A 20,649-nucleotide genomic window follows, 5' to 3' on the forward strand; every position below is an offset into this window, starting at 1 on the left:
TCTCTAATGCGGAAACAGGGTGGTCAACGGCATGTGGGCTTTGACGATCGGCGATTTCAGGACGACGAAGCTGAAATATTTGTCGATGCCGACGTCCATGTCGGTCAGCCTTTCCATGATCGTCTGGTATTCGTCGATCCCGGCAGTGACGAATTTCAAGAGATAATCGTAGCCGCCCGACACCAGATGGCATTCGATCACCTGTTCGACCTTCTCGATCGCCCCGAGGAAGCGAGCGAAGTCGATCTGCCGATGGTTCTTGAGGGTAATCTCTGTGAATACGGTCAGTGTCTGCCCGAGTTTGCTGACGTTAATCTGCGCCGAATAGCCTTCGATGTAACCCTCCGACTGCAGTTTCTTTACCCGCATCAGGCAGGGGCTCGGCGACAGATTGACCAGCTCGGCGAGCTCCACATTCGTGACGCGGCCATTCTTCTGCAGTTCATAAAGAATTTTTATGTCGATCCGGTCGAGTTTCATCACAGGCCTTCGTTTGCTAGAGATCCCCAACCACACAGCAGATTATGCTGAGGCTTCCCGACACTGAATTTAACACATAACAAAAAGGTGTCGATCGGATTGCCTGCTATACCGAAGCACAAATGGCTGCCAGTCTCCCCGCAACACGGAATCTTCTGCTGTCACCGGCTGATCTCCGGCAAAGGTGTCGCGTCGAATCCGTTAGACTCGACCTGAAACGGAGACCACGCAATGCCCGCACCGCTCACCCGCGTCGACACCACACCGCAGCTGCCGGCTGCCGCCGATGCAGTCGTGATCGGCGGCGGCATCGTGGGCGTTTTCGCAGCCTATTATCTCCTCAGGCGCGGGCTGAAAGTCGCGCTTGTCGAGAAGGGCTTAGTCGGTGCGGAACAATCGAGCCGCAACTGGGGCTGGTGCCGGCAGCAGAACCGCGACGCCCGCGAATTGCCGATGGCGACGAAGAGCCTGGATCTGTGGGAGCGCTTCGCCACTGAGACCGGCGAGGATACCGGCTTCCGCCGCTGCGGCCTCTTCTATCTCAGCAACAGCGACGAGGAACTCTCCGGCTGGGCGCGCTGGCGCGATTTCGCCCGATCGGTCGGCGTCACGACGCATATGCTGAGCGGCGCGGAGGCGACGGAACGCGGGCGAGCCACCGACACGACGTGGAAAGGCGGGGTATTTTCGCCAACCGACGGAACCGCCGACCCCGCTAATGCCGCTCCTGCCGTCGCGCGTGCGATCCTGAAGCTCGGCGGCACGGTGCATCAGTCCTGTGCAGCCCGCGGCGTCGAGATTGAAGGCGGCCGACTATCGGGCATCGTCACGGAGCATGGCACGATCCGGACAAAGGTCGCCATCCTGGCGGGCGGCGCCTGGGCATCCTCCTTCTGCCGCCAGCTCGGCGTTCGATTTCCACAGGCCTCGATCCGCTCGTCGATCCTTTCGGTTTCGCCGGGCGCAAGCGGCCTGCCCGATGCGCTGCATACATCCGCGGTTTCCGTGACACGCCGCGGCGACGGCGGTTACACGCTTGCTATCAGCGGCCGCGGCCGCGTCGATCCCACCGCGCAGCAGCTTCGTTTCGCGCCGCAGTTCCTGCCGATGTTCGCTCGACGCTGGCGCAGCCTCGCACCTGGCGGATTGGAGGGAGTTCGCTCGGGGCATGAATCGCTGGCACGCTGGCGGCTCGACAGGCGGACGCCAATGGAGCGCATGCGCATCCTCGACCCGGCGGTCGACCAGGCCACCATTGCCCTCACGCATTCGCGGGCGCTGAAGCTTCTGCCCGCCTTGAAGAACACCGAAATCAACGCGGCCTGGGCGGGCTATATCGACAGCACGCCAGATGGCGTGCCGGCAATCGGCGAGATTGCCACTCTTCCGGGCTTCATCCTCGCCGCGGGTTTCAGCGGCCACGGCTTCGGCATCGGACCCGGCGCCGGTCATCTGATTGCCGATATCGTCACGGGTGATGAGCCGATCGTCGATCCCGGGCCCTATCATCCCAACCGCTTCGCGACGTCCGCCTGGGGCAAAGTCGCCGATTTCTAGCGCGCGTCGCAAAAGAAGGACGAGCCACTCAGAAGGCCAAGGCCGTCCGCGACTTACGACAGGCGGAACTGTCTTCGAGGGCGGCCGCCTGCTGTTCCGTGCGCCGGGCCAGATCGTCGGCCGCGCCGACGCCGACCGGCAGATCGATACCGGTTATGACAAAGCATGACTTTTCGACTGCCACGATCACCGAAAACGGCCGTCAGGGAAAGGTTGATCGCTTGAGTTCCTCACCGGCATCACCGGCAATTGAGGCGCGCAATGCCGCCGCGGCTGGTGTGCCAGCGACCGCAAGATCGCGCACCGTGCTCATGTGATTCCCGCCCAGAGCGTACGATGCCCGCACTTCAAGCCCTTGGGCAGCAAGAATGTTCTCAAATGCCTTTGCCTGGATTTTGAACGGATCAGTTTCCTCATCGCCGGTCATGATCGCGACACGCGTTGCAGGATCGTGCTCGTAACGCATCGGTGTAAACCGTCGTACCTCCTCGTCGCTCAAGGCGATCTCGTCACGCAGGAAGGACGTCTGCAGCGGTGCCAGATCGTATAGCCCGCCAAGCAGGAAAGCGGCAGTTACGCCCGAGGGCGCCGGAGAGCGATGGAAGAGGAAGGTTGCAAGATGAGCACCGGCGGAGTGTCCGCTGACGGAAAACTGCTTCGGTGTGGCGCCAAAACGATCCGCATGCGCCAGCAAGAAAGCCTTGGCTTTCAGGACCTGACCAACCAGGACGTCCATTCTCACGCCGGGCATCAAGGAATAATCCACGATGGCCGCGACCGCGCCAGCTCCGATGATGGTCTCAGCGACGCAGGAATAGTCCGTCTTGGAAAACATCCGCCAATAGCCACCATGAATGAACATGTGGATCGGCATCTCCGAGCCGGCATTGCTTGGCAGAAAGATGTCGAGCGTCTCGCCCGGCCCGGTCCCATAAGCGATATTGGCTTCCATTGTCACAGTGCGCCGCGTTGCAAGGCTGCGAGCACGGATATCGCCAACGATCTCGTCGAAATTTGCGACGTGGTCACGAATGCGGAACGGATCGGCGGCCACAGGTTCCTCCTTCAGAAACTTGTCGCAATGTACTTGGCTTCCATGAACTCCGCGATACCGTGGTGCTGCCCTCCTTCACGTCCGAGGCCGCTCTGCTTCACACCGCCAAAGGGGGCGGCGGGATCGGAGACCAGTCCACGGTTGAGCGCGATCATGCCCGCCTCAACCTTGGAGGCGACGCGCATGCCACGACCAATGTCGCGGGTATAGATGTAGGCGGCGAGGCCATACTCCGTATTGTTGGCGGCAGCGATGACTTCTGCGTCGCTCTCGAAACGGTAAAGCGCCGCGACGGGCCCGAAAATCTCCTCACAGCCCATGTCTGAGGCCGGGGAAACATCGACCAGCACCGTCGGCGGATAGAAAAAGCCCCGTCCGGCCAATGTGCGTGCGCCGCAGAGAGCGCGCGCACCGCGGGAAATGGCGTCCGCAACAAGGCGCTCGATCTTCTCCACCGCCTTGCGTGTGATCATCGGACCGCACGCGGTATCCGGATCGACGCCCGGGCCGACCCTGAGGGCTGCCATGCGTCGCGCAAACCTTTCCGCGAAGGAATCATGGATACCGGATTGAACATAGATGCGGTTCGCAGCCGTGCAGGCCTCACCGGCATTGCGCATCTTCGCGACCATCAACCCGTCGATCGCCGCGTCGATATCCGCGTCGTCGAACACGATGAACGGCGCGTTGCCGCCGAGTTCCATGGAGCAGGAGATGACGTTTTTCGCCGCTTCCGCCAGGAGCGTGCGGCCGACACCAGTCGAGCCTGTAAAGGAGAGTTTTCGCACGCGCGGGTCGGCCAGCATGGCGGCGATGACGGGACCAGGCGTCGACGTTGTCATCACGTTCACGACGCCCGGCGGCACCCCAGCCTCCTCGTAGAGAGCCGCAAGCGCGTAGGCCGTCAACGGCGTCTCGCTCGCCGGCTTCAGGATGACGGTGCAGCCTGCGGCAAGGGCTGGCGCAATCTTGCGGGTCGCCATCGCGGCGGGGAAATTCCACGGTGTGATAAGTACGCAGACGCCGATAGGCTGGTAATCGACGACGATCCGGTTTCCACCGACCGGAGCGATGCCGAACTCACCCGAGATGCGGACCGCCTCCTCGGCGTTCCACCGAAAGAACTCCGCAGCGTAGGCAACTTCGCCGCGCGCGTCGGGCAGCGCCTTTCCGTTCTCGAGCGAGATGAGCCTGGCAAGCGTTTCGGAGCGCTCCACCATAAGTTCGAAGCAGCGGCGCAGGATCTCCGAGCGCTTCCTCGGCGGCGTCTCGCGCCAGCTTTCAGCCGCGCCTGCTGCAGCCTCCACGGCCGCTGCCGCATCCGCAAGCCTCGCATCCGGCACGGCGGCAATGACCGCCTCGGTCGAGGGATCGATCACCTGGATCTGCCCCCCGCCCGCTGCAGGCCGCCAGGCGCCACCAATATAGAGGCCGCGGGAAAACGCACTGAGCCCGAAGGAATCGTGGTCGGGATGGGGAGAATGCTGATTAATGTTCATGATGATTTCCAGGTCAGAGGGCCGAAGCGGCCAGGTCGCCATCATAGGCGGCCCGTACCAGGCCGCGCATGGCGGCCGGATCGAGGGGGCGTGGGTTATTCTTGATTAGCCGGCCGATACCGAGGGCCTCTTCGGCCGCCCAGTCGATCCGGTCTTCGGGAAGGCCGAGCCTGGCGAGCGTCGGCGCAATGCCGATTGCGGCAAAGAGGCGGCTCACCTCGGCGATTGCCGCATCGGCAAGTGTCTCGTCCTTGTCTATTCCATTGGGATCGAGGCCGAGCGCTCTACCGACAGCGGCAATTTCGGCGACGGCGACGCGGCGATTAAATGTCATCACATAGGGCAGCATGGTCGCCACCCCGAGCCCATGCGGCGTATGCGTCAGGGCGCCGACCGGATATTGCACCGCATGGGCCGCAGCGGTGCCGGCAGTTCCGAAGGCGCAGCCGGCTGCGAGCGCGCCCATCATCACATCGGCGCGCGCGTCGATGTCCGAACCGTCGGTGAAGGCCCTTTCCAAGCTCCGGCTCAGGAGTCGGATAGCATACAGCGCGAACTGGTCGGAGAGGTCGCTCTTGCCGACAAAGACATGCTGCTGAGCAAGCTCCGGATCGCCGGGGCGGCGCATCGCCGTGAACGCTTCGATGGCATGCGTCAGCGCATCCGCACCGGCAACCGCCGTGAGCCCAGGCGGGCAGGATAAGGTGAGTTCCGGATCACAGATCGCCGCGGCAGCGATGAGATACGGGCTCGAAATGCCAACCTTCAGGATACGATCGGGATCGGAAACAACCGCAACCGGCGTCACCTCGGAGCCGGTGCCTGCCGTCGTCGGCACGGCGATGATCGGCAGGACGGGTGCAGGCACCTTGAACTCACCGTAGTAATCGGCGAGCGCGCCGCCATGAGCGAGCAGCAGCGAGGCACATTTCGCCATGTCGAGGCAGCTGCCACCGCCGATGCCGATCACCATATCGGGCTCAAAGCCGCGCGCGGCCTCAACGCAAACTGCGACCGTATCGCGCGGCACGTCCGGCAGCGTCTGATCGTGGACCAGTACAGCGATGCCGGCGGCTTCGACGGCGGCGATCATTTCCGCGAATACCGGCGTTGCGGCAAAACGCGCGTCCGTGCAGACGAGTGCGCGCCGGCCGGTCCTTCTGGCGACGCTCGCGAGCGCATGGCGCTGGCCGATGCCAAACAGGATCTCCCGCGGCAGCCTCAAGGCGGCAAACAGGCTCATGATCTTTGCCCCTCAAAGGCCAGAATACGGGAGGGGGAAAGCGCGTTGAGCTCATCCCAGAGACGCTCGTCGATCTCAAAACCGTTGCGGCCGGCGGCCGCACGCCGCTGGCGGGCGCGATCGCCGGGGACGAGAATCGATTCGCCAGCCACCTCGGATGGTGAGGCGCGCACGGCATCGAGATAGGCTGACAGCTGCGCCGGAAGCCCGGGTGCCAGGCTGGGCTCGATCAAGATGAAAACGTCGCCCTTGTTGCACGGCGACTGGCTATCGAGCGTGCCGTGCACTTCGGGTGCAAGCGCCGAGCCTGCAAGAGCCGCCACCAGCAGCTCGATGGCAATTCCGAGGCCATAGCCCTTCGCACCGCCGAACGGCGCAATCGCGCCGGCCTTGGCACGCCTCGGATCGGTCGTCGGCTTGCCGGCCGCATCGCGCGCCCATCCCTCGGGAATAGACCTGCCGGTCGCCGCGTGATGATGGATCCTGCCCATCGGCACGATGCTGGTGGCAAGGTCGAGTACGAGAGGGTCCTCGGCAGTCGGAACGCCGATAGCGATGGGGTTCGTGCCAAGCATGGCTCGTGTACCGCCGAAGGGATGGACCAGCGCCTCGCTCGACGAGAGCGCGATGCCGACCAAACCCAAAGCAGCGATGGCCTCAACATAGTGCGCGAGCATGCCGAGATGGTTCGCGTTGCGCACGACCACCAGGCCGATGCCAAGATCAGGAATATGAGGCGCCAGCCGCTCGATCGCGGCCATGGCGACAACGGGGCCAAATCCCGCCGACCCCTCGACCTCCAGCGCCGCATCCGCACGCCAGCGCTGCGTTCCCTTCGTTCGTGGGTCGACGACACCGCGCGCCATCCTTTCGACCAGGCGTGGAAGCCGGCTCAGGCCATGCGAAGGGTGCCCCTTCATCTCGGCCGTTACGAGGACGCGGGCCTGCAGTGCCGCATGGTCACGCGGTGCGCCATGCTCTTCCAGCAGGCGGCTGGCAAGCGCAAGGGCTGCCGTTTCGGTAACTCGCACGATTTCCCCCTATATTAAATCGTATAGGATATAGGATTGTCTTGGATGCAGCATCGTGCTAGCGATTGAACCTGTCAAGAGACAAGGTAGCAGATGATTTCGACGCGACTCAGAGAACCCTCAACGGGCACAACCCAGATACCCCGGGCCAACAGTCTGGCTGTTGACGTCTACGAGGCAATCTTCAATCAACTCATGTCGTTGAAAATCGCGCCGGGCGCGCGCATTACGGTCGACAACCTGGTTAGGGAGTTCAACGTCTCCCACACCCCCATCCGCGAAGCTCTCGGCCGGCTTGAAGGCGAAGGCCTCGTGGTCAAGCAGCACCTCGTCGGCTATCGCGCTGCGCCCCAGATCACGCGCCGCCGCTTTGACGAGCTCTATGAGCTTCGTCTGCTGCTGGAACCTGCTGGCGCTGCGAAGGCCGCCCAGGCGATGGACGACGAAAAGCTGGCCATCCTGACGGATGCCGCAGGCGTGATGACACGTAGTGACAACAGGGACGAGAGGGCGAACTATTCGGCCTTCGCCCGCAACGATGCTATTTTCCACGACCGCATCATGGAATTTGCCGGCAACGAGTTGATCCGAGAGACGTTGGCATTTCAGCACACGCATTTTCACATCTTCCGCCTGATGTTTCATCGCCGTGTAACCGAGGAGGCACTCGGCGAACATCAGATGCTGCTCGACGCCTTTGCGGCGCGCGACCCGGGCGCGGCTGCGAATGCAATGCGCATCCACATCGAACATTCGCGCGACCGGCTGTTGCCGGCGTTCGACGACATTTGATTCACCCGGCAGGCAAGGACGCGCCTGCCCGATCTGACAACGAGGAGGAGAACCCATGGCAGGCAAGAAAATCCTGATGCTCACCGGCGATTTCACCGAGGAGTACGAAATCTTCGTCTTTCAGCAAGCGATGGAGGCGGTCGGTCACACGGTGCACGTCGTCTGCCCGGACAAGAAGGCCGGCGACATACTCAGGACGTCGCTGCACGATTTCGAAGGGGATCAGACCTACACAGAAAAGCTCGGGCACAACGTCACCATCAACAAGACGTTCTCCGAAGCCGAGGACCAGCTCGACCAGTATCACGCCGTCTACTGCGCCGGCGGGCGCGGACCTGAATATATCCGCACTGATAAACGGGTGCAGGCAATGGTGCGTCACTTCCACGAGCAGCGGAAGCCGATTTTCACCATCTGCCACGGCGTCCAGATTCTGATCGCGGTCGACGGCGTCGTTCGCGGCAAGAAGGTGGGTGCGCTTGGGGCCTGCGAGCCCGAGGTTACTTTGGCGGGCGGAACCTACATCGACCTCTCGCCAACCGAAGCCTATGTCGATGGGACCATGGTTTCAGCCAAGGGTTGGACGGCGCTCGCCGCCTTCATGCGCGAATGCTTGAAGGTGCTGGGAACGGAGATCCACCATAGCTGAGACGACGGCCCCAGAAACAAATGCCCGGCAGTGACGTCTGCCAGGCATTTCATCGCGGCCGGCGCTCCAATCACACTCCGCCGCGGTTCCAGCCGCGGCCACGCTGACCGAACATTTCATAGCCGCCATCAGTGATCGCGAGCGTATCCTCCAGCTTGATGAACCCGCGCTTGGGGTGAAGCATCGTCGTCTCGACCGAGATCACACTGCCGGCTTCCAGCGGCTTGTCGGCATCGATTCCCTCATAGGCGACGGGGTGGTTCGTCATGAGGAAAGGCGCTTCGTGGCTGATAAGGCCCATGCCATGGCAGAAGAAATCGGTGAAGGCAGCCGATGGCGAGGCCTTGAGTTCGGCTTCCGCCGCCACGATCATGTCACTGCCTGCAGCCCCTGCCCTCACCTTGGCGAAGGCTGCTTGCTGGATGCATTCGACTTCCGCCAGAAGATCCTCCAGCTCCGCATCGGGCTCACCCAGCACACCCATACGGCAGAGGTCGCCGATGTATCCGTGATAGTTGCCGCCGGAATCAATCGACAGGACCTCGCCCTCGGCCCAGGCCTGCGGCGAGCCCGCGCGGTTGTGGCTTGCGCCGAGCGTCAGCAGACAATATTCGAAGTGCAGCCCCCGGTTTGTTTCCTCCCGTCGCAGTTGCTCGATGATCTCCAGTTTCGTCGAACCGGCGCGGGCGCCAGCGATCGTCGCCAGCATCGAATCGGTGATCAGCTCGGAGGCGCGTCTGAGCTTTGCCAGTTCATTCAGCGTCTTGACGGCCCTCAACCGCTCCAACACATGTGTGGCATCGACAAACTGCGCGCCATCCAGCCGAGAGGAAAGGACATCGCGGGCGTCGGACGGAAGGAAGGCCGGCTCGATGCCGATGCGCCCGCCGGCCTTGCCGATTTTCTTCAGGTGCTCGACGGCGAGCCCGGCCGCATCCTGCGTGCCCCAGGCCGCCGTATGCACCGCGGGCGTCCAGAATGGATTGTTCTGGTGCTCTGCGCCCTCCATGCGGTTCCCCACATAGGCGGAGTGATGAGGCGCGCCTTTCTCATAAATGACTATAGGCAGGTAACGGCTATGCCCGATCGCGTCCATGGCGGCAAAGAAGATGAACTTGTAGCCACCCATGAGATATTGCGTGTTGTGTTTGGAGGTGGCGACGATGACGTCGATACCAGCTTGCTCCATGAGACGGTCGAGCTTGGCCGTATCGAAAGGTGCCACGGCGGCCTGCCTTGTCTGCCCTGCATTGTCGTTCATTGTCTTTCCTCCACAATATGGATGCCCGCCTCACCGGCGCTGCGGCAGCAGACGGAAGTCCGGCAAATCGCGCAAAGCAAGCTCAGGCCCAGCCGGTGAGTAGACCACGAAGAGGAGCATCGGCCCGCCCCCGGTGTTCTTCGTCGAATGAAAGCGACTTTCGGGAATATAGATCGTGCAGCCGCTGGCGACCCTCCGCGTCACCGGATCTCCGTGCTCGTCCTCGACCATCTGCTCGCCCTCGCCGGAAATGACGAAGATGATTTCCTCTGCGCCCGGATGATTGTGACGAGAATGGCCTTCGCCGCTTGGCAGTTCGACGACCCCGCCGGAAAAGCGGCTGGCGCCGTTGACTTCGGGCGCCACGGTCAGCGACAGCTTGCCCCAGTCGAAACCGAAGGCGCTGACATCCTCCGGATAGATAAAGTAATTGTCCTTTACCATGAACCCCTCCTCCAAGATCTTCCTCAGACGACCGCACCGATCGCGAGCGCCTTGAAATCTTCCGTTTGCTTGCGGATTGCCGCCTCTGCCGGCAATCGCTCCATCGAGCTTGCCCCATAGAAGCCGTGGCAGCCGGCACAACGCTCGAGGATGAAGCGCGCATCCTCCGGCATGGAGATAGGACCGCCGTGGCAAAGCACAATGACGTCGTCGCGCACGGACCGCGCCGCCTTGGCGATCGAGGTAATCTCGTCGACGCAGTCATCGAGCGACTTGCCGGATGTGGCTCCGATCGTGCCGCCGGTGGTCACACCCATATGCGCCACGACAATGTCGGCGCCGGCGGTCGTCATGGCGATAGCCTCGCTCTCGTTGAAGACATAGGGCGTCGTCAGCAGGTCGAGGCCATGGGCGGTCGCTATCATCTCGACCTCCAGATTGTAGCTCATGCCTGTCTCCTCGAAACTCTGCCGCATCCGGCCGTCGAAGAGGCCGATCGTGGGGAAGTTCTGTACACCCGAAAAGCCCATGGCCTTCAGTTCGGCCAGGAAGCGCGGCATCAGCACGAACGGATCCGTGCCATTGACGCCGGCGAGCACCGGCGTCTTTTTCACGACCGGCAACACTTCGAGCGCCATATCCTTCACAATCTCGTTGGCGTTGCCATAGGCCAGCAGTCCGGCCGCCGAACCGCGTCCCGCCATGCGGTAGCGCCCAGAATTGTAGATAATGATGAGGTCGATGCCGCCTGCCTCCTCGGCCTTGGCGGAGATGCCGGTGCCGGCACCACCGCCGACGATCGGCACGCCGGCTGCGATCATGCCGTGAAATTTTTCGAGGATAGTCTGGCGCGGTGTAGCTGGCATCTATTTTGTCTCTCAGGGGTTGGCGATGTCACGATAGGCAGCGACGGCGGCTTCTGCGAAATGCGGATCGTTGATATGGAGCGGCAGTCGAACAATACGTCGCGACGCCGTCGGCTTCACCGTTGCCTCAAGCGCGGCAAAGAGCGCGGCGTCGGCTTCCGGGTCGAAGAACGCACCACCTTCAATATCGAGGGCCGAGACTCCCTTCTCCGGAATGAGGAAGCGTATGGGGCCGTGGCAAAGATTGAGCTTGTCGCCGATCCAGCGGCCAATCTGCCGGCATTCGGCCGATGTTGTGCGCATCAAGGTGACGTTTGGATTATGGCGGTAAAACAGCCGGCCGGCAAAGCGCTCGGGGACCGTCTCCGGCGCCCAGAAGTTCACCATATCGAGCGCACCGACGGAGCCGACATAGGGCAGGCCCGTGCGGGCAATCGCATCGAAACGGTCCGAAGTGGCCGGCAAGACCCCTCCGAAAAGCAGGTCGCAGACTTCGGTAGTCGTGATGTCGAGCACACCTGAGATCAGCCCGCTGTCGGCAAGCTTCTCCATCGCCCGCCCGCCCGTGCCGGTAGCATGGAAGACCAGGCAGTCATAGTCCGCGCGGAGGCGCTCGACCATGGCGGATACAGCAGGTGTGGTAACACCGAACATGGTAAGGCCGAGCGCCGGCTTCGATGCCGTCACCTCAGCCGGGCGGCGTGACATGGCCGTAATCGCCTGGGCGGCGTTGTGAAGAATGACCCGGCTCAGCCGGTTCAGGCCCGCCATGTCCGTAACCGAAGGCATCATCACGATGTCGGAAACATCGACATAGGGAGCAACATCGCCGGAGGCGAGCGTGGAGACCATGATCTTTGGCAGGCCTAGCCGCAGTTGGCGCATGCCTCTAGTGATGATCGAGGTGCCCCCGCCTCCGCCGATACCGATAATGCCGGCAATGTCCTGGCGATCCACGAGGAAGCGCGCGAAGGCGATGCCCATCGCCTCGACTGCCCTTCCCCGGTCCCTGCAGGCAAGGACGGCTGCAGCACCGTCCGGATGGTATGCGGCAACCGTATCGGCCGTCACATCAACCTCTGTCCGAGATGGGCGGGTACCGACGTCGACGCACACGACACCCCCGCCCGCCGCCTTGATGCAAGCGACGAGATAAGTAAGCTCCTCGCCCTTCGTGTCGGCCGTGCCGACCACGTAGATCTGCTTCATTTCCCCTCCGCGACCGGGTGGGCTCCTCCCAGCATATCCCACGTTCGGAGCAAAGCGATGGGCTTGCAAATTTGTGAGACGCGCGTATCATAAAGATATGGATGTCTCACGTCAACAGAACGAAACGGCCAGGATCGAGCGAGGCCCGAAAGCCCGCACGCGAAAACTGATGCTTGAAACGGCAACGCGGCTGATGCAGTCAGGCATTACCCCTTCTGTCAGCGAAGTGGCTGAGGCCGCCGAAGTCTCGCGGGCAACCGCCTACCGTTACTTTCCGAGCCAGGCCGCGCTGGTGCATGCCGTGGTGGATGAGGCTCTGGGGCCGATACTCGGCTGGTCGTCCGACAGTCCGGATGCACAGGCCCGGGTTGCCGATCTTTTGGCAACCGCGATGCCGCGCATCGACGAGTTCGAGGCCACCTTCAAGGCGGCGCTGAAACTTTCGCTGGACCAGTGGGCGCAGCGCCAGGCGGGCACGCTCGGCAACGAGCCGCTGTTCACGCGCGGCCACCGCGTCGACCTGCTCAGGTGCGTCACTGCGCCCCTGCAGGGCGCCGTAACCCCCGAAGCCAGGGAACGCCTTGCTCAGGCGCTTTCGCTTGTCTTCGGCGTTGAGGTGCTGATTGTGTTGAAGGATATCTGGGGCCTGACCTCCGAAGGCGCGCAATCTGTTGCTGAATGGGCTGCCCAAGCGCTCGTCGACAGCGCGCTGCGGCAGGCGGAGGGCGAAGCATGACATCGCAACCATCTGGTTAGACCAGATGAAGCAACATATTCTGCATCGCGGGTCCGGATTGACGACAGAGAACGTGAGGCCACCTAACGTCGCAGCATCGAGATGCTATAATTGCGGGAATATATCCGGCAGTCTGAAAGATGAACCGATGATGAAAGCTCGCCGAGGCTCGCTCTTGACCGTAATTGAGTTTGGTACTACCAGATCAGGGACATAATATTCAGGCTTGAGATCCTGAAACGCGCGGGGTCGGGGAGGACCCAGCACGAAATCAACTTGTAAGGATCAGGGAGCCGGATCGGGAGGCCCGCGACGACGCGGGAAGGTGCATAAATGGGAGGAAACGTTATGCGCAAAACTATGACCGGTCTCATTGCCGGTGTCGGACTGATGTGGGCCTGCGGGACGTCCGCACAGGCCCAGGAACTCACGATATTCTGGGCCGAGTGGGACCCGGCAAATTATCTTCAGGAGCTCGCAAACGAATACGAGGCTGAAACCGGCGTCAAGGTCACGGTCGAGACCACACCATGGGCCGACTTCCAGACCAAGGCCTTCACCGAGTTCAACGCAAAAGGTTCGGCTTACGACCTAGTCGTTGGCGACAGCCAGTGGATCGGGGCGGCGTCAGAAGCAGGACATTACGTCGATCTGACCGAATTCTTCACCAAGCATAATTTGACTCAGGTGATGGCCCCGGCCACAGTGAAGTACTACTCCGAGTATCCGGCGAACTCGAAGAAGTACTGGTCAATCCCCGCAGAAGGTGACGCCGTCGGCTGGTCCTACCGCAAGGACTGGTTCGAGGATCCAAAGGAGATGGAGGCGTTCAAGGCCAAATACGGCTACGACCTCGCTCCGCCGAAGACGTGGGCGCAGATGCGCGACATTGCCGAGTTCTTCCACCGTCCAGACCAGAAGCGCTACGGCATCGCCATCTATACCGACAATTCTTACGACGGTCTCGTCATGGGTGTCGAAAACGCGATCTTCTCGTTTGGAGGCGAACTCGGCGATTACCAGAACTACAAGGTTGACGGCATCATCAACTCGGAGAAGAACGTCAAGGCGCTCGAATTGTATCGCGAGCTCTACGGCTTTACGCCTCCCGGTTGGGCAAAGTCCTTCTTCGTGGAGAATAACCAGGCGATCACCGAGAACCTGGCGGCGATGAGCATGAATTACTTCGCCTTCTTCCCGGCTCTGGTGAACGAGGCGTCTAACCCTAACGCCAAGGTTACAGGCTTCTTCGCCAATCCGGCAGGCCCGAACGGCGACCAATTCGCAGCGCTCGGCGGCCAGGGGATATCGGTCATCTCCTATTCGAAAAACCAGGAAGAGGCGATGAAATTCCTCGAATGGTTCATCAAGGACGAGACCCAGAAGCGCTGGGCCGAGCTCGGCGGTTACACGGCAAGCGCCAAAGTGCTTGAATCGCCGGAATTTCAGAACGCCACACCGTATAACAAGGCTTTCTACGAGACCATGTTCAAGGTGAAGGACTTCTGGGCCACTCCTGAATATGCCGAACTGCTGATCCAGATGAACCAGCGCATTTATCCCTTCGTCACCGCCGGCCAAGGCACTGCGAAGGAAGCGCTCGATGCTCTGGCAGCTGACTGGAACGCCACGTTCAAGAAATACGGGCGCAATAATTAGCAAGCGCGATCAGCGGAGGGGCACGCCGCCCCTCCCGTTTCATTCTGCATCCCGCGCCGAAAGCGCGGCTCGAGAGGGCGCGGCGCCCGGCATTCACTTCGCGCATTGTGATGCCTTTCCGGCATCCGGCGCCGAACTCTCGGAGGAGGAGAGGATTGGCCACCGCAGTCATGACATCGCTCGACACGAAATCGCGTGCCGCATCCCGCGGCATGAGCGATATCCGCATCCGCAATCTGTTCATTATTCCGACGATCCTGTTCCTGATTGTCTTCAACATCTTTCCGCTGATCTATTCGCTCGGCTATTCCTTCACGGACTTCCGTGCCTCGTCGAACGCAGCGGCCAGGTTCGTCGGCCTGCAGAACTACCGCGAGCTGCTGAACGACCCATTCATCTGGTCGAATTTCGCGATCACCGCCAAATATGTGATCGTCTCCGTTACCGGGCAGGTGATCGTCGGCTTCGGCACGGCGATGCTGCTCAACCGTGACATTCCGCTGAAGGGCCTGCTGACGACACTGCTGCTGCTGCCGATGATGCTCTCGATGGCGGTGGTCGGCCTCTTCTGGAAGCTGCTCTACGATCCCTCGTTCGGCATTATCAACTACACACTCGGCCTCGGCTCCTTCGAGTGGCTGTCGAATCCGGAGGTGGCGCTCTATGCAGTCGCGATCACGGATATCTGGATGTGGTCGCCCTTCGTGATGCTGCTGTCGCTTGCCGGTCTTTCTGCCGTGCCGAAACACCTCTATGAGGCAGCGGCGATCGACCGGGCAGGACCATTCTATACTTTCTTCCGCATCACGCTGCCGCTGGTGGCGCCGATTCTGATGATCGCGATCATCTTCCGTACGATGGAAGCCTTCAAGACGTTCGACCTGGCCTACATTCTGACCAGCCAGCCGACGACCGAGGTGATCTCCATCCGGCTCTACAAGATGGCCTTCCAGGAATGGCAGACCGGGCGCTCCTGCGCGCTGGCCTACATCGTGCTCATCATGATTCTCGCCATCACCAACATTTACGTGAAGTATCTCAACAAAGTGAAGGAGCGCTAAGATGGCGGCCGTACAAACCCGCTCCGAACGCGCGCTGAATCGGGTCGCGATCGCCGCGGTACTGATCATTACGTTGATCTTCCTGGCACCGATCTACTGGATCACCTCGACGGCCTTCAAGCCTCGCAATCTCGCCACGACCATCCCCCCGACAGTGGTCTTCGAGCCGGAACTCTCGCCTTTCGTGAAGCTTTTCACCAAGCGCTCACAGCTGCGCGGAGCGCCGACGCCCGAAGAATATGCCGCCGCCCCCTGGTGGGAGCGGATGGTTTTCGACGGCGGCGAGAAGATCGTCCGCTCCGGCCGCGGCGAGGTGCAGCCGTCCGGCTATCCGAACCGCTTCATGAACTCGCTGATCGTCGCGATCACGTCCACGGTGCTGGCGGTCGGCATGGGAACTTTCACAGCCTACGGTTTCTCGCGCTTCAGAGTGAAGGGGGAGGCGGACCTGCTCTTCTTCATCCTGTCGACGCGCATGCTGCCGCCCGTCGTCGTGGCGATCCCGATGTTCCTCATGTACCGCGCCGTTGGCCTCAACGACACGCATTGGGGCCTCATCATCCTCTACACCGCCTTCAATCTATCCTTCTCAGTTTGGCTGATGAAGGGTTTTATCGACGAGATTCCGAAGGAATACGAGGAGGCCGCGCTCGTCGACGGCTACACGCGGATGGAGGCCTTTTTCAAGATCGTCATCCCCGAAGCGGCCACCGGCATAGCCGCAACCGCCGTCTTCTGCTTCATAACGGCCTGGAACGAATATGCGTTTGCGCTGATCATGACGAACCGGCGCGCGCAAACCGCCCCACCCTTCATTCCGAGTCAGGTCGGCTCCGGCCTGCCTGATTGGACGGTCATTGCGGCCGGTACGTTCCTGTTCCTGCTGCCGGTTGCCATATTCACCTTCCTGCTCAGGAACCATCTCCTGCGCGGCATGAGCTTCGGAGCGATCCGCAAATGACCTTGCGCGCCTTCAACCAGAAATACCTCGAACCCGGTTCGCAATATCTGATGATCCTGGGGATTATCGCGCTCTGCCAGCCCTGGAACCTGTTCCTGCACCGCTACGGCATGACGATGACGCTCGTAGGACTGATCGCCTTCATGGTCACGACCAAAGTCCCCCGGGACGCGCAACCAGACGAAGGGGGCCAATCATGACTCAGATTGAATTACGCGCCATCCAGAAATATTTCGGTGCCGTCCAGGTCATCAAAGACCTCAATCTCGCCATCGCCGACAACGAGTTCATCGTGCTGCTCGGCCAATCGGGTTGCGGCAAGACGACAACATTGCGCGCAGTCGCGGGCTTGGAGACGATAGACGAAGGCGATATCCTGATCGACGGGCAGCCGGTGCAGCATATCAAGGCATCCGGCCGGGACATCGCCATGGTGTTCCAATCCTTCTCGCTCTACCCGCACATGACGGTCTACGAAAACATCGCCTTCCCGCTCCGCGCCACCCGGATGAGCCGCGCAGATGTTGATAAGGCGGTCCGCGAGATCGCCGCCGTGCTGCGCATCACCGGTCTGTTGACCCGCAAGCCCTCAGCGCTTTCGGGGGGCGACATGCAGCGAGTGGCAATCGGCCGCGCGCTGGTGCGACGCCCAAAGGCTATGCTGATGGACGAGCCGATCGGTGCGCTTGACGCGAAGCTGCGAGAGGAGATGCGGGCGGAAATCAAGCGTCTGCATATCAAGCAGGGTTCAACCACGATCTACGTGACCCATGACCAGGTGGAGGCCATGTCGCTCGCAGACCGCATCGTCATCATGCACGAGGGCATCCTCCAACAGGTCGGCACGCCGGAAGAGGTCTACGGTCAACCCGCCAACATGTTCGTCGCACAGTTTGTCGGAAGCCCTGTGATGAACATGGCGCCTGCGACAGTCAGCCAGACTGGCGGCCGCACGAATGTGCAGGTAAGCCCCGGGACAACGGGCTTCGAGTTCCCCGCCGTACTGGCCAACCACCTCTCTGACGTGAGGGCTGAGAACGGCCAGCTGACGCTCGGGGTTCGGCCGGAGGGCGTGATCGTTTCACGGGATGCGCGTGAGGGCTTCGTGCCGGTTGAGGCGCATATTATCGAGCCGCTCGGCTCGCACGACATCGTGGACCTGAAGGTCGGCCAGCAGATGATCAGGGCACGAACCAAAAGCGGTTTCGTGCCCGGCCCGGGCCAAGCCGTCTGGGCACGCATCGACCCCGCCCAGGCGCATTTCTTCAACACGACAACCGGTTCATCGCTTGGGATCAGACTCTGATGGCGCATATCGAACTCAAGGGCATCACCAAGACCTTCGGCAGCCACACGGCACTGAAAAACCTGAACATCGACATTGCTGACGGCGAGTTCTTCGTGCTGCTCGGACAGACCGGCGCCGGCAAGACAACGACGCTTCGCCTGATCGCCGGCCTCGAACAGCCGACGGCAGGCCAGATCTACATCGACGGACACGACGTCGCCGACTGGGGCGCCGCCGAGCGAGACGTGGCCCTGGTGCTCCAGCAGTACTCGCTTTACCCGCGCTATACGGTGCGGGAGAACCTGGAATTTCCTTTGAAATCCCGTATTCGCCGCATCGAGCCCCACGAAATCAAGGAGCGCGTCGCACGGGTTGCGAAGACCCTGCGCATCGAGCATCTCCTCGACCGCAAGACGGACCGGCTGTCGGGCGGCGAGATGCAGCGCGTATCAATCGGCCGTGCCATCGTGCGCAAGCCGCGGGTCTTCCTGATGGACGAACCGCTTTCGGCTCTCGACGCAAAGCTTCGCGAAGCACTCCGCACGGAGTTGAAGAACCTGCAGATGAACCTCGGCGCCACCTTCCTCTTCGTCACCCACGACCAGATCGAGGCCATGTCGATGGGCGACAAGATCGGCGTCCTGAATAACGGTCAACTGGTGCAAACGGGGACTCCGCAGGAGATCTACCGGAATCCTGTCAACACATTCGTCGCTCGCGCCGTCGGTTCGCCGCCGATGAACCTGATCGCCGGCACGCTTTCCGGCGGTGAGGCCGTGGCCAGCGAAGGTTATCGGCTGCCGCTCGCCAATGACCACGGCATCGCGACAGATGGTCGGCCACTCACCTTCGGTATCCGACCAGAGGACATCTTCCTCGACGGCGGTGCTCCAGGGGAGGCACGGGTGCACGACGTGGAAAACCATGGCGTCGAAAAAATCGTGACGCTACGCACCGGCGAAAGGTTCATCCACGCGACCGTGCCGACGCAAACGGCGCTTCGGATTGAGGATACGGTTCGTTTTTCCTGGAACCCGGAAAAGGTCGTGCTGTTTGATGCCGGAAGCGGAGTAAGCCTGCGGCATGCGGGCTGACCTGATCCGTGTAAGAGATTCCTACGATCTCTGGGGCGCGGCAGGACAGCCGGCAGTCGTCCCTCGCATGCCGCATTATGCGGGGAAACGTCGGCGGTAGTGCTCTAACACCTCGGGGTTACGCAAATTGACGGGCAAGTCGCCCTTGATGACACGCAGCACTTCGTTGGCCGCGCCTGTTCCCATGCGCATCATGCTCTCTTCCGTCAGACCAGCCAGATGCGGCGTGACGATGACATTGGCAAAGGCGAAATAGGGATGATCGAGCGGCAGCGGCTGCGTTGCAAAGACGTCGAGCGCCGCTCCGCCGATGTGGCCGTCGCGTAGCGCCTCGATCAGCGCCGCATCTTCGACCACCGGCCCACGCGAGACGTTGACCAGAATGGCGTCGGGCTTCATACGGCCGATGCGCCCGGCATTGAGCAAGCCGGTTGTCTCCGGCGTCAGCGGGCAGCAGAGCACGAGGATGTCGGCGCTGGCGACGAGCTCATCGATTGCCAGGAAGCGCGCGCCTTGCGGCACGCTTTCCGGGGAGCGGCTGGTGGCGACCACTTCCAGGCCGAAACCGAACTTCGCGATCTTAAAGACCGCCTTGCCGACATTGCCCATGCCGACGATGCCCATAGTGCGGCCGGCGAGGTCGACGGCCGCATCTGACTGCGAGCGGGCGGCTGTCCAGCCGTTTTGACGCAGTTGCCCATCCATTTGGCGGAAGCGCCTCAGCAGAGCCAGCGTCACCAGGAAGACGTGCTCGGCGACGGTTGACGCATTGACAGCAGGCACGTTGGCAACAAGCACGCCGGCTCGGGTCGCCGCCTCCATCGGCACCATATCGAGGCCGGCACCATGGCGAATAGCAGCGCGAAGCGCAGGCGCATTCTCGAAGAAGGCCGGGGGGATCGGCGCGCGCACGACGACGATGCCCGCGCCGTGGCCTTCTCGGAGCAACGTTTCGGGGTCGGGCGCAGAAGCCACGCGCAGATCACCTGCAGCCTCAAGCATGGCCGTGGCCGCGGGGTGCAGCGGATGTGTGGAAAAGATAAAGCTCATCGGCCCTCCCCCGCGGTTACCTATCCGGCCGCCGTCGCCGGACCGCCGATGAGACCCTTCCAATAGCTTTCCGCACCTTGAAGATGGGCGCTCATCAGCGCCTGGGCGAGATTGCCGTCCCGCGCAAGCAGCGCCTCGTAGATGCGGATATGCTCCTCATGCGAGCGCCGGCTGCGGGCGGCATCGGCAAAATAGATAGGCAGGCGGTGCTCGCCCATGACGTAATAAACGCTGCAAACCCGATAGAAGACGCTATTCTTGGTGGCTCGCACGATCTCCAGATGGAAATCCCGATCCTCGCGCGCCAGCCCCTCGCCCGCGGCAAGCTTCGCCTCTGACGCCGCGAGGATATCGCGCAAGCGCTGGTAATTCTCCTCCGTTGCCCGGTCGCAGGCAAGTTCCGCGGCCTTGATCTCATGGATCTTGCGAAGCTCCACCGTCTCGTAGATCAGGATGGGATCAAGCGGAACGCCGGCACGGGCAAAGAGCGCCATCGCCTCCACGCTCGCCTCCGTCGTCGTCAGGTAGATTCCCGACTTGGCTCGACGCTCCACGATGCGCATTGCCTCCAGGATCGCCAGCGCCTCGCGAATCTGCCCCCTGCTGACGGCGAAATGTTCCGCAAGCTCGCGCTCCGATGGCGTGCGGCCATTGCCGCTCGAGTTCGAAAAAAGGTGTGCGGCGAGATCCGAGAGGAGGGAATTTTCTTTCATCG

At 61.8% G+C, this 20,649-nt stretch carries 22 protein-coding genes; 10 read left to right on the forward strand and 12 right to left on the reverse strand.

Translation table 11 applies throughout. The features are described 5' to 3' along the window. Positions 1-3: 3 nt before the first annotated feature. Positions 4-480, reverse strand: a complete 477-nt coding sequence (locus tag J0663_RS23650; protein WP_207245363.1) for an Lrp/AsnC family transcriptional regulator — start codon at positions 478-480, stop codon at positions 4-6. 231 nt (positions 481-711) lie between these two features. On the opposite strand from J0663_RS23650, the gene J0663_RS23655 reads away from it, so the two are divergent. Further along, on the forward strand, positions 712-2,037 hold the full coding sequence (locus J0663_RS23655) for an NAD(P)/FAD-dependent oxidoreductase (protein WP_207245364.1): 1,326 nt from the start codon (positions 712-714) through the stop codon (positions 2,035-2,037). 28 nt (positions 2,038-2,065) lie between these two features. Here J0663_RS23655 and J0663_RS23660 read toward each other — a convergent pair whose 3' ends face one another. From J0663_RS23660 to J0663_RS23680, 5 genes are read right to left on the reverse strand one after another with little or no spacing between them, the layout of a single operon-like run. Continuing rightward, positions 2,066-2,227 (reverse strand): hypothetical protein, encoded by a 162-nt coding sequence (locus tag J0663_RS23660; RefSeq protein ID WP_207245365.1) that lies wholly within the window; start codon positions 2,225-2,227, stop codon positions 2,066-2,068. A gap of 12 nt (positions 2,228-2,239) precedes the next feature. Beyond that, the gene (locus J0663_RS23665) at positions 2,240-3,091 is read right to left on the reverse strand and encodes an alpha/beta hydrolase (RefSeq protein ID WP_207245366.1); all 852 of its coding nucleotides are present in this window, start codon (positions 3,089-3,091) and stop codon (positions 2,240-2,242) included. 11 nt (positions 3,092-3,102) lie between these two features. Next, a complete protein-coding gene (locus J0663_RS23670; RefSeq protein ID WP_207245367.1) occupies positions 3,103-4,590 on the reverse strand; it encodes an NAD-dependent succinate-semialdehyde dehydrogenase in 1,488 nt (495 codons plus the stop codon). Positions 4,591-4,603: 13 nt separating this feature from the next. Then, positions 4,604-5,833 (reverse strand): iron-containing alcohol dehydrogenase, encoded by a 1,230-nt coding sequence (locus J0663_RS23675; RefSeq protein ID WP_207245368.1) that lies wholly within the window; start codon positions 5,831-5,833, stop codon positions 4,604-4,606. Next, positions 5,830-6,864 (reverse strand): Ldh family oxidoreductase, encoded by a 1,035-nt coding sequence (locus J0663_RS23680; RefSeq protein WP_207245369.1) that lies wholly within the window; start codon positions 6,862-6,864, stop codon positions 5,830-5,832. The genes J0663_RS23675 and J0663_RS23680 overlap by 4 nt, the downstream gene beginning before the upstream one ends. Positions 6,865-6,957: 93 nt before the next feature. Here J0663_RS23680 and J0663_RS23685 point away from each other — a divergent pair, with 93 nt between their 5' ends. Beyond that, a complete protein-coding gene (locus J0663_RS23685) occupies positions 6,958-7,656 on the forward strand; it encodes a GntR family transcriptional regulator (RefSeq protein ID WP_207245370.1) in 699 nt (232 codons plus the stop codon). 55 nt (positions 7,657-7,711) lie between these two features. Continuing rightward, a complete protein-coding gene (locus tag J0663_RS23690; protein WP_207245371.1) occupies positions 7,712-8,305 on the forward strand; it encodes a DJ-1/PfpI family protein in 594 nt (197 codons plus the stop codon). A gap of 70 nt (positions 8,306-8,375) precedes the next feature. Here the strand turns inward: J0663_RS23690 and J0663_RS23695 are convergent, their stop codons facing one another. From J0663_RS23695 to J0663_RS23710, 4 genes are read right to left on the reverse strand one after another with little or no spacing between them, the layout of a single operon-like run. Then, on the reverse strand, positions 8,376-9,566 hold the full coding sequence (locus J0663_RS23695) for a M24 family metallopeptidase (protein WP_207245372.1): 1,191 nt from the start codon (positions 9,564-9,566) through the stop codon (positions 8,376-8,378). Positions 9,567-9,596: 30 nt separating this feature from the next. Then, positions 9,597-10,010, reverse strand: coding sequence for a cupin domain-containing protein (locus tag J0663_RS23700; RefSeq protein WP_207245373.1), 414 nt, complete (start codon positions 10,008-10,010; stop codon positions 9,597-9,599). A 23-nt stretch (positions 10,011-10,033) separates the two neighbouring features. Further along, positions 10,034-10,876 carry a phosphoenolpyruvate hydrolase family protein gene (locus J0663_RS23705; RefSeq protein ID WP_207245374.1) on the reverse strand — a complete coding sequence of 281 codons (843 nt, stop codon included), beginning with the start codon at positions 10,874-10,876 and terminating at the stop codon, positions 10,034-10,036. A 12-nt stretch (positions 10,877-10,888) separates the two neighbouring features. Next, on the reverse strand, positions 10,889-12,085 hold the full coding sequence (locus J0663_RS23710) for a Tm-1-like ATP-binding domain-containing protein (RefSeq protein WP_207245375.1): 1,197 nt from the start codon (positions 12,083-12,085) through the stop codon (positions 10,889-10,891). A gap of 97 nt (positions 12,086-12,182) precedes the next feature. Between J0663_RS23710 and J0663_RS23715 the strand changes: the two genes are divergently transcribed. From J0663_RS23715 to J0663_RS23745, 7 genes are all read left to right on the forward strand, one after another. Then, the gene (locus J0663_RS23715) at positions 12,183-12,821 is read left to right on the forward strand and encodes a TetR/AcrR family transcriptional regulator (RefSeq protein WP_207245376.1); all 639 of its coding nucleotides are present in this window, start codon (positions 12,183-12,185) and stop codon (positions 12,819-12,821) included. Between the two features lie 348 nt (positions 12,822-13,169). Further along, complete coding sequence (locus J0663_RS23720; protein ID WP_207245377.1) at positions 13,170-14,480, forward strand: ABC transporter substrate-binding protein; 1,311 nt, start codon at positions 13,170-13,172, stop codon at positions 14,478-14,480. A 155-nt stretch (positions 14,481-14,635) separates the two neighbouring features. Further along, positions 14,636-15,541, forward strand: coding sequence for a carbohydrate ABC transporter permease (locus tag J0663_RS23725; RefSeq protein WP_064709699.1), 906 nt, complete (start codon positions 14,636-14,638; stop codon positions 15,539-15,541). Position 15,542: 1 nt separating this feature from the next. Beyond that, entirely contained in the window at positions 15,543-16,502 is a 960-nt protein-coding gene (locus J0663_RS23730) for a carbohydrate ABC transporter permease (protein ID WP_207245378.1), read from the forward strand. Next, a complete protein-coding gene (locus tag J0663_RS23735; RefSeq protein WP_207245379.1) occupies positions 16,499-16,702 on the forward strand; it encodes a hypothetical protein in 204 nt (67 codons plus the stop codon). Before J0663_RS23730 ends, J0663_RS23735 begins: the two co-directional genes overlap by 4 nt. Beyond that, a complete protein-coding gene (locus J0663_RS23740; protein ID WP_207245380.1) occupies positions 16,699-17,808 on the forward strand; it encodes an ABC transporter ATP-binding protein in 1,110 nt (369 codons plus the stop codon). The genes J0663_RS23735 and J0663_RS23740 overlap by 4 nt, the downstream gene beginning before the upstream one ends. Then, positions 17,808-18,884, forward strand: a complete 1,077-nt coding sequence (locus J0663_RS23745; RefSeq protein ID WP_207245381.1) for an ABC transporter ATP-binding protein — start codon at positions 17,808-17,810, stop codon at positions 18,882-18,884. The genes J0663_RS23740 and J0663_RS23745 overlap by 1 nt, the downstream gene beginning before the upstream one ends. A 75-nt stretch (positions 18,885-18,959) precedes the next feature. On the opposite strand, the gene J0663_RS23750 is transcribed toward J0663_RS23745, so the two are convergent. Both J0663_RS23750 and J0663_RS23755 read right to left on the reverse strand, forming a co-directional pair. Next, complete coding sequence (locus J0663_RS23750; RefSeq protein WP_207245382.1) at positions 18,960-19,934, reverse strand: NAD(P)-dependent oxidoreductase; 975 nt, start codon at positions 19,932-19,934, stop codon at positions 18,960-18,962. Positions 19,935-19,954: 20 nt separating this feature from the next. Then, complete coding sequence (locus J0663_RS23755) at positions 19,955-20,647, reverse strand: FadR/GntR family transcriptional regulator (protein WP_207245383.1); 693 nt, start codon at positions 20,645-20,647, stop codon at positions 19,955-19,957. Between the last annotated feature and the right edge of the window lie 2 nt (positions 20,648-20,649).

This window comes from Rhizobium lentis, assembly GCF_017352135.1.
Lineage (GTDB): Bacteria > Pseudomonadota > Alphaproteobacteria > Rhizobiales > Rhizobiaceae > Rhizobium > Rhizobium lentis.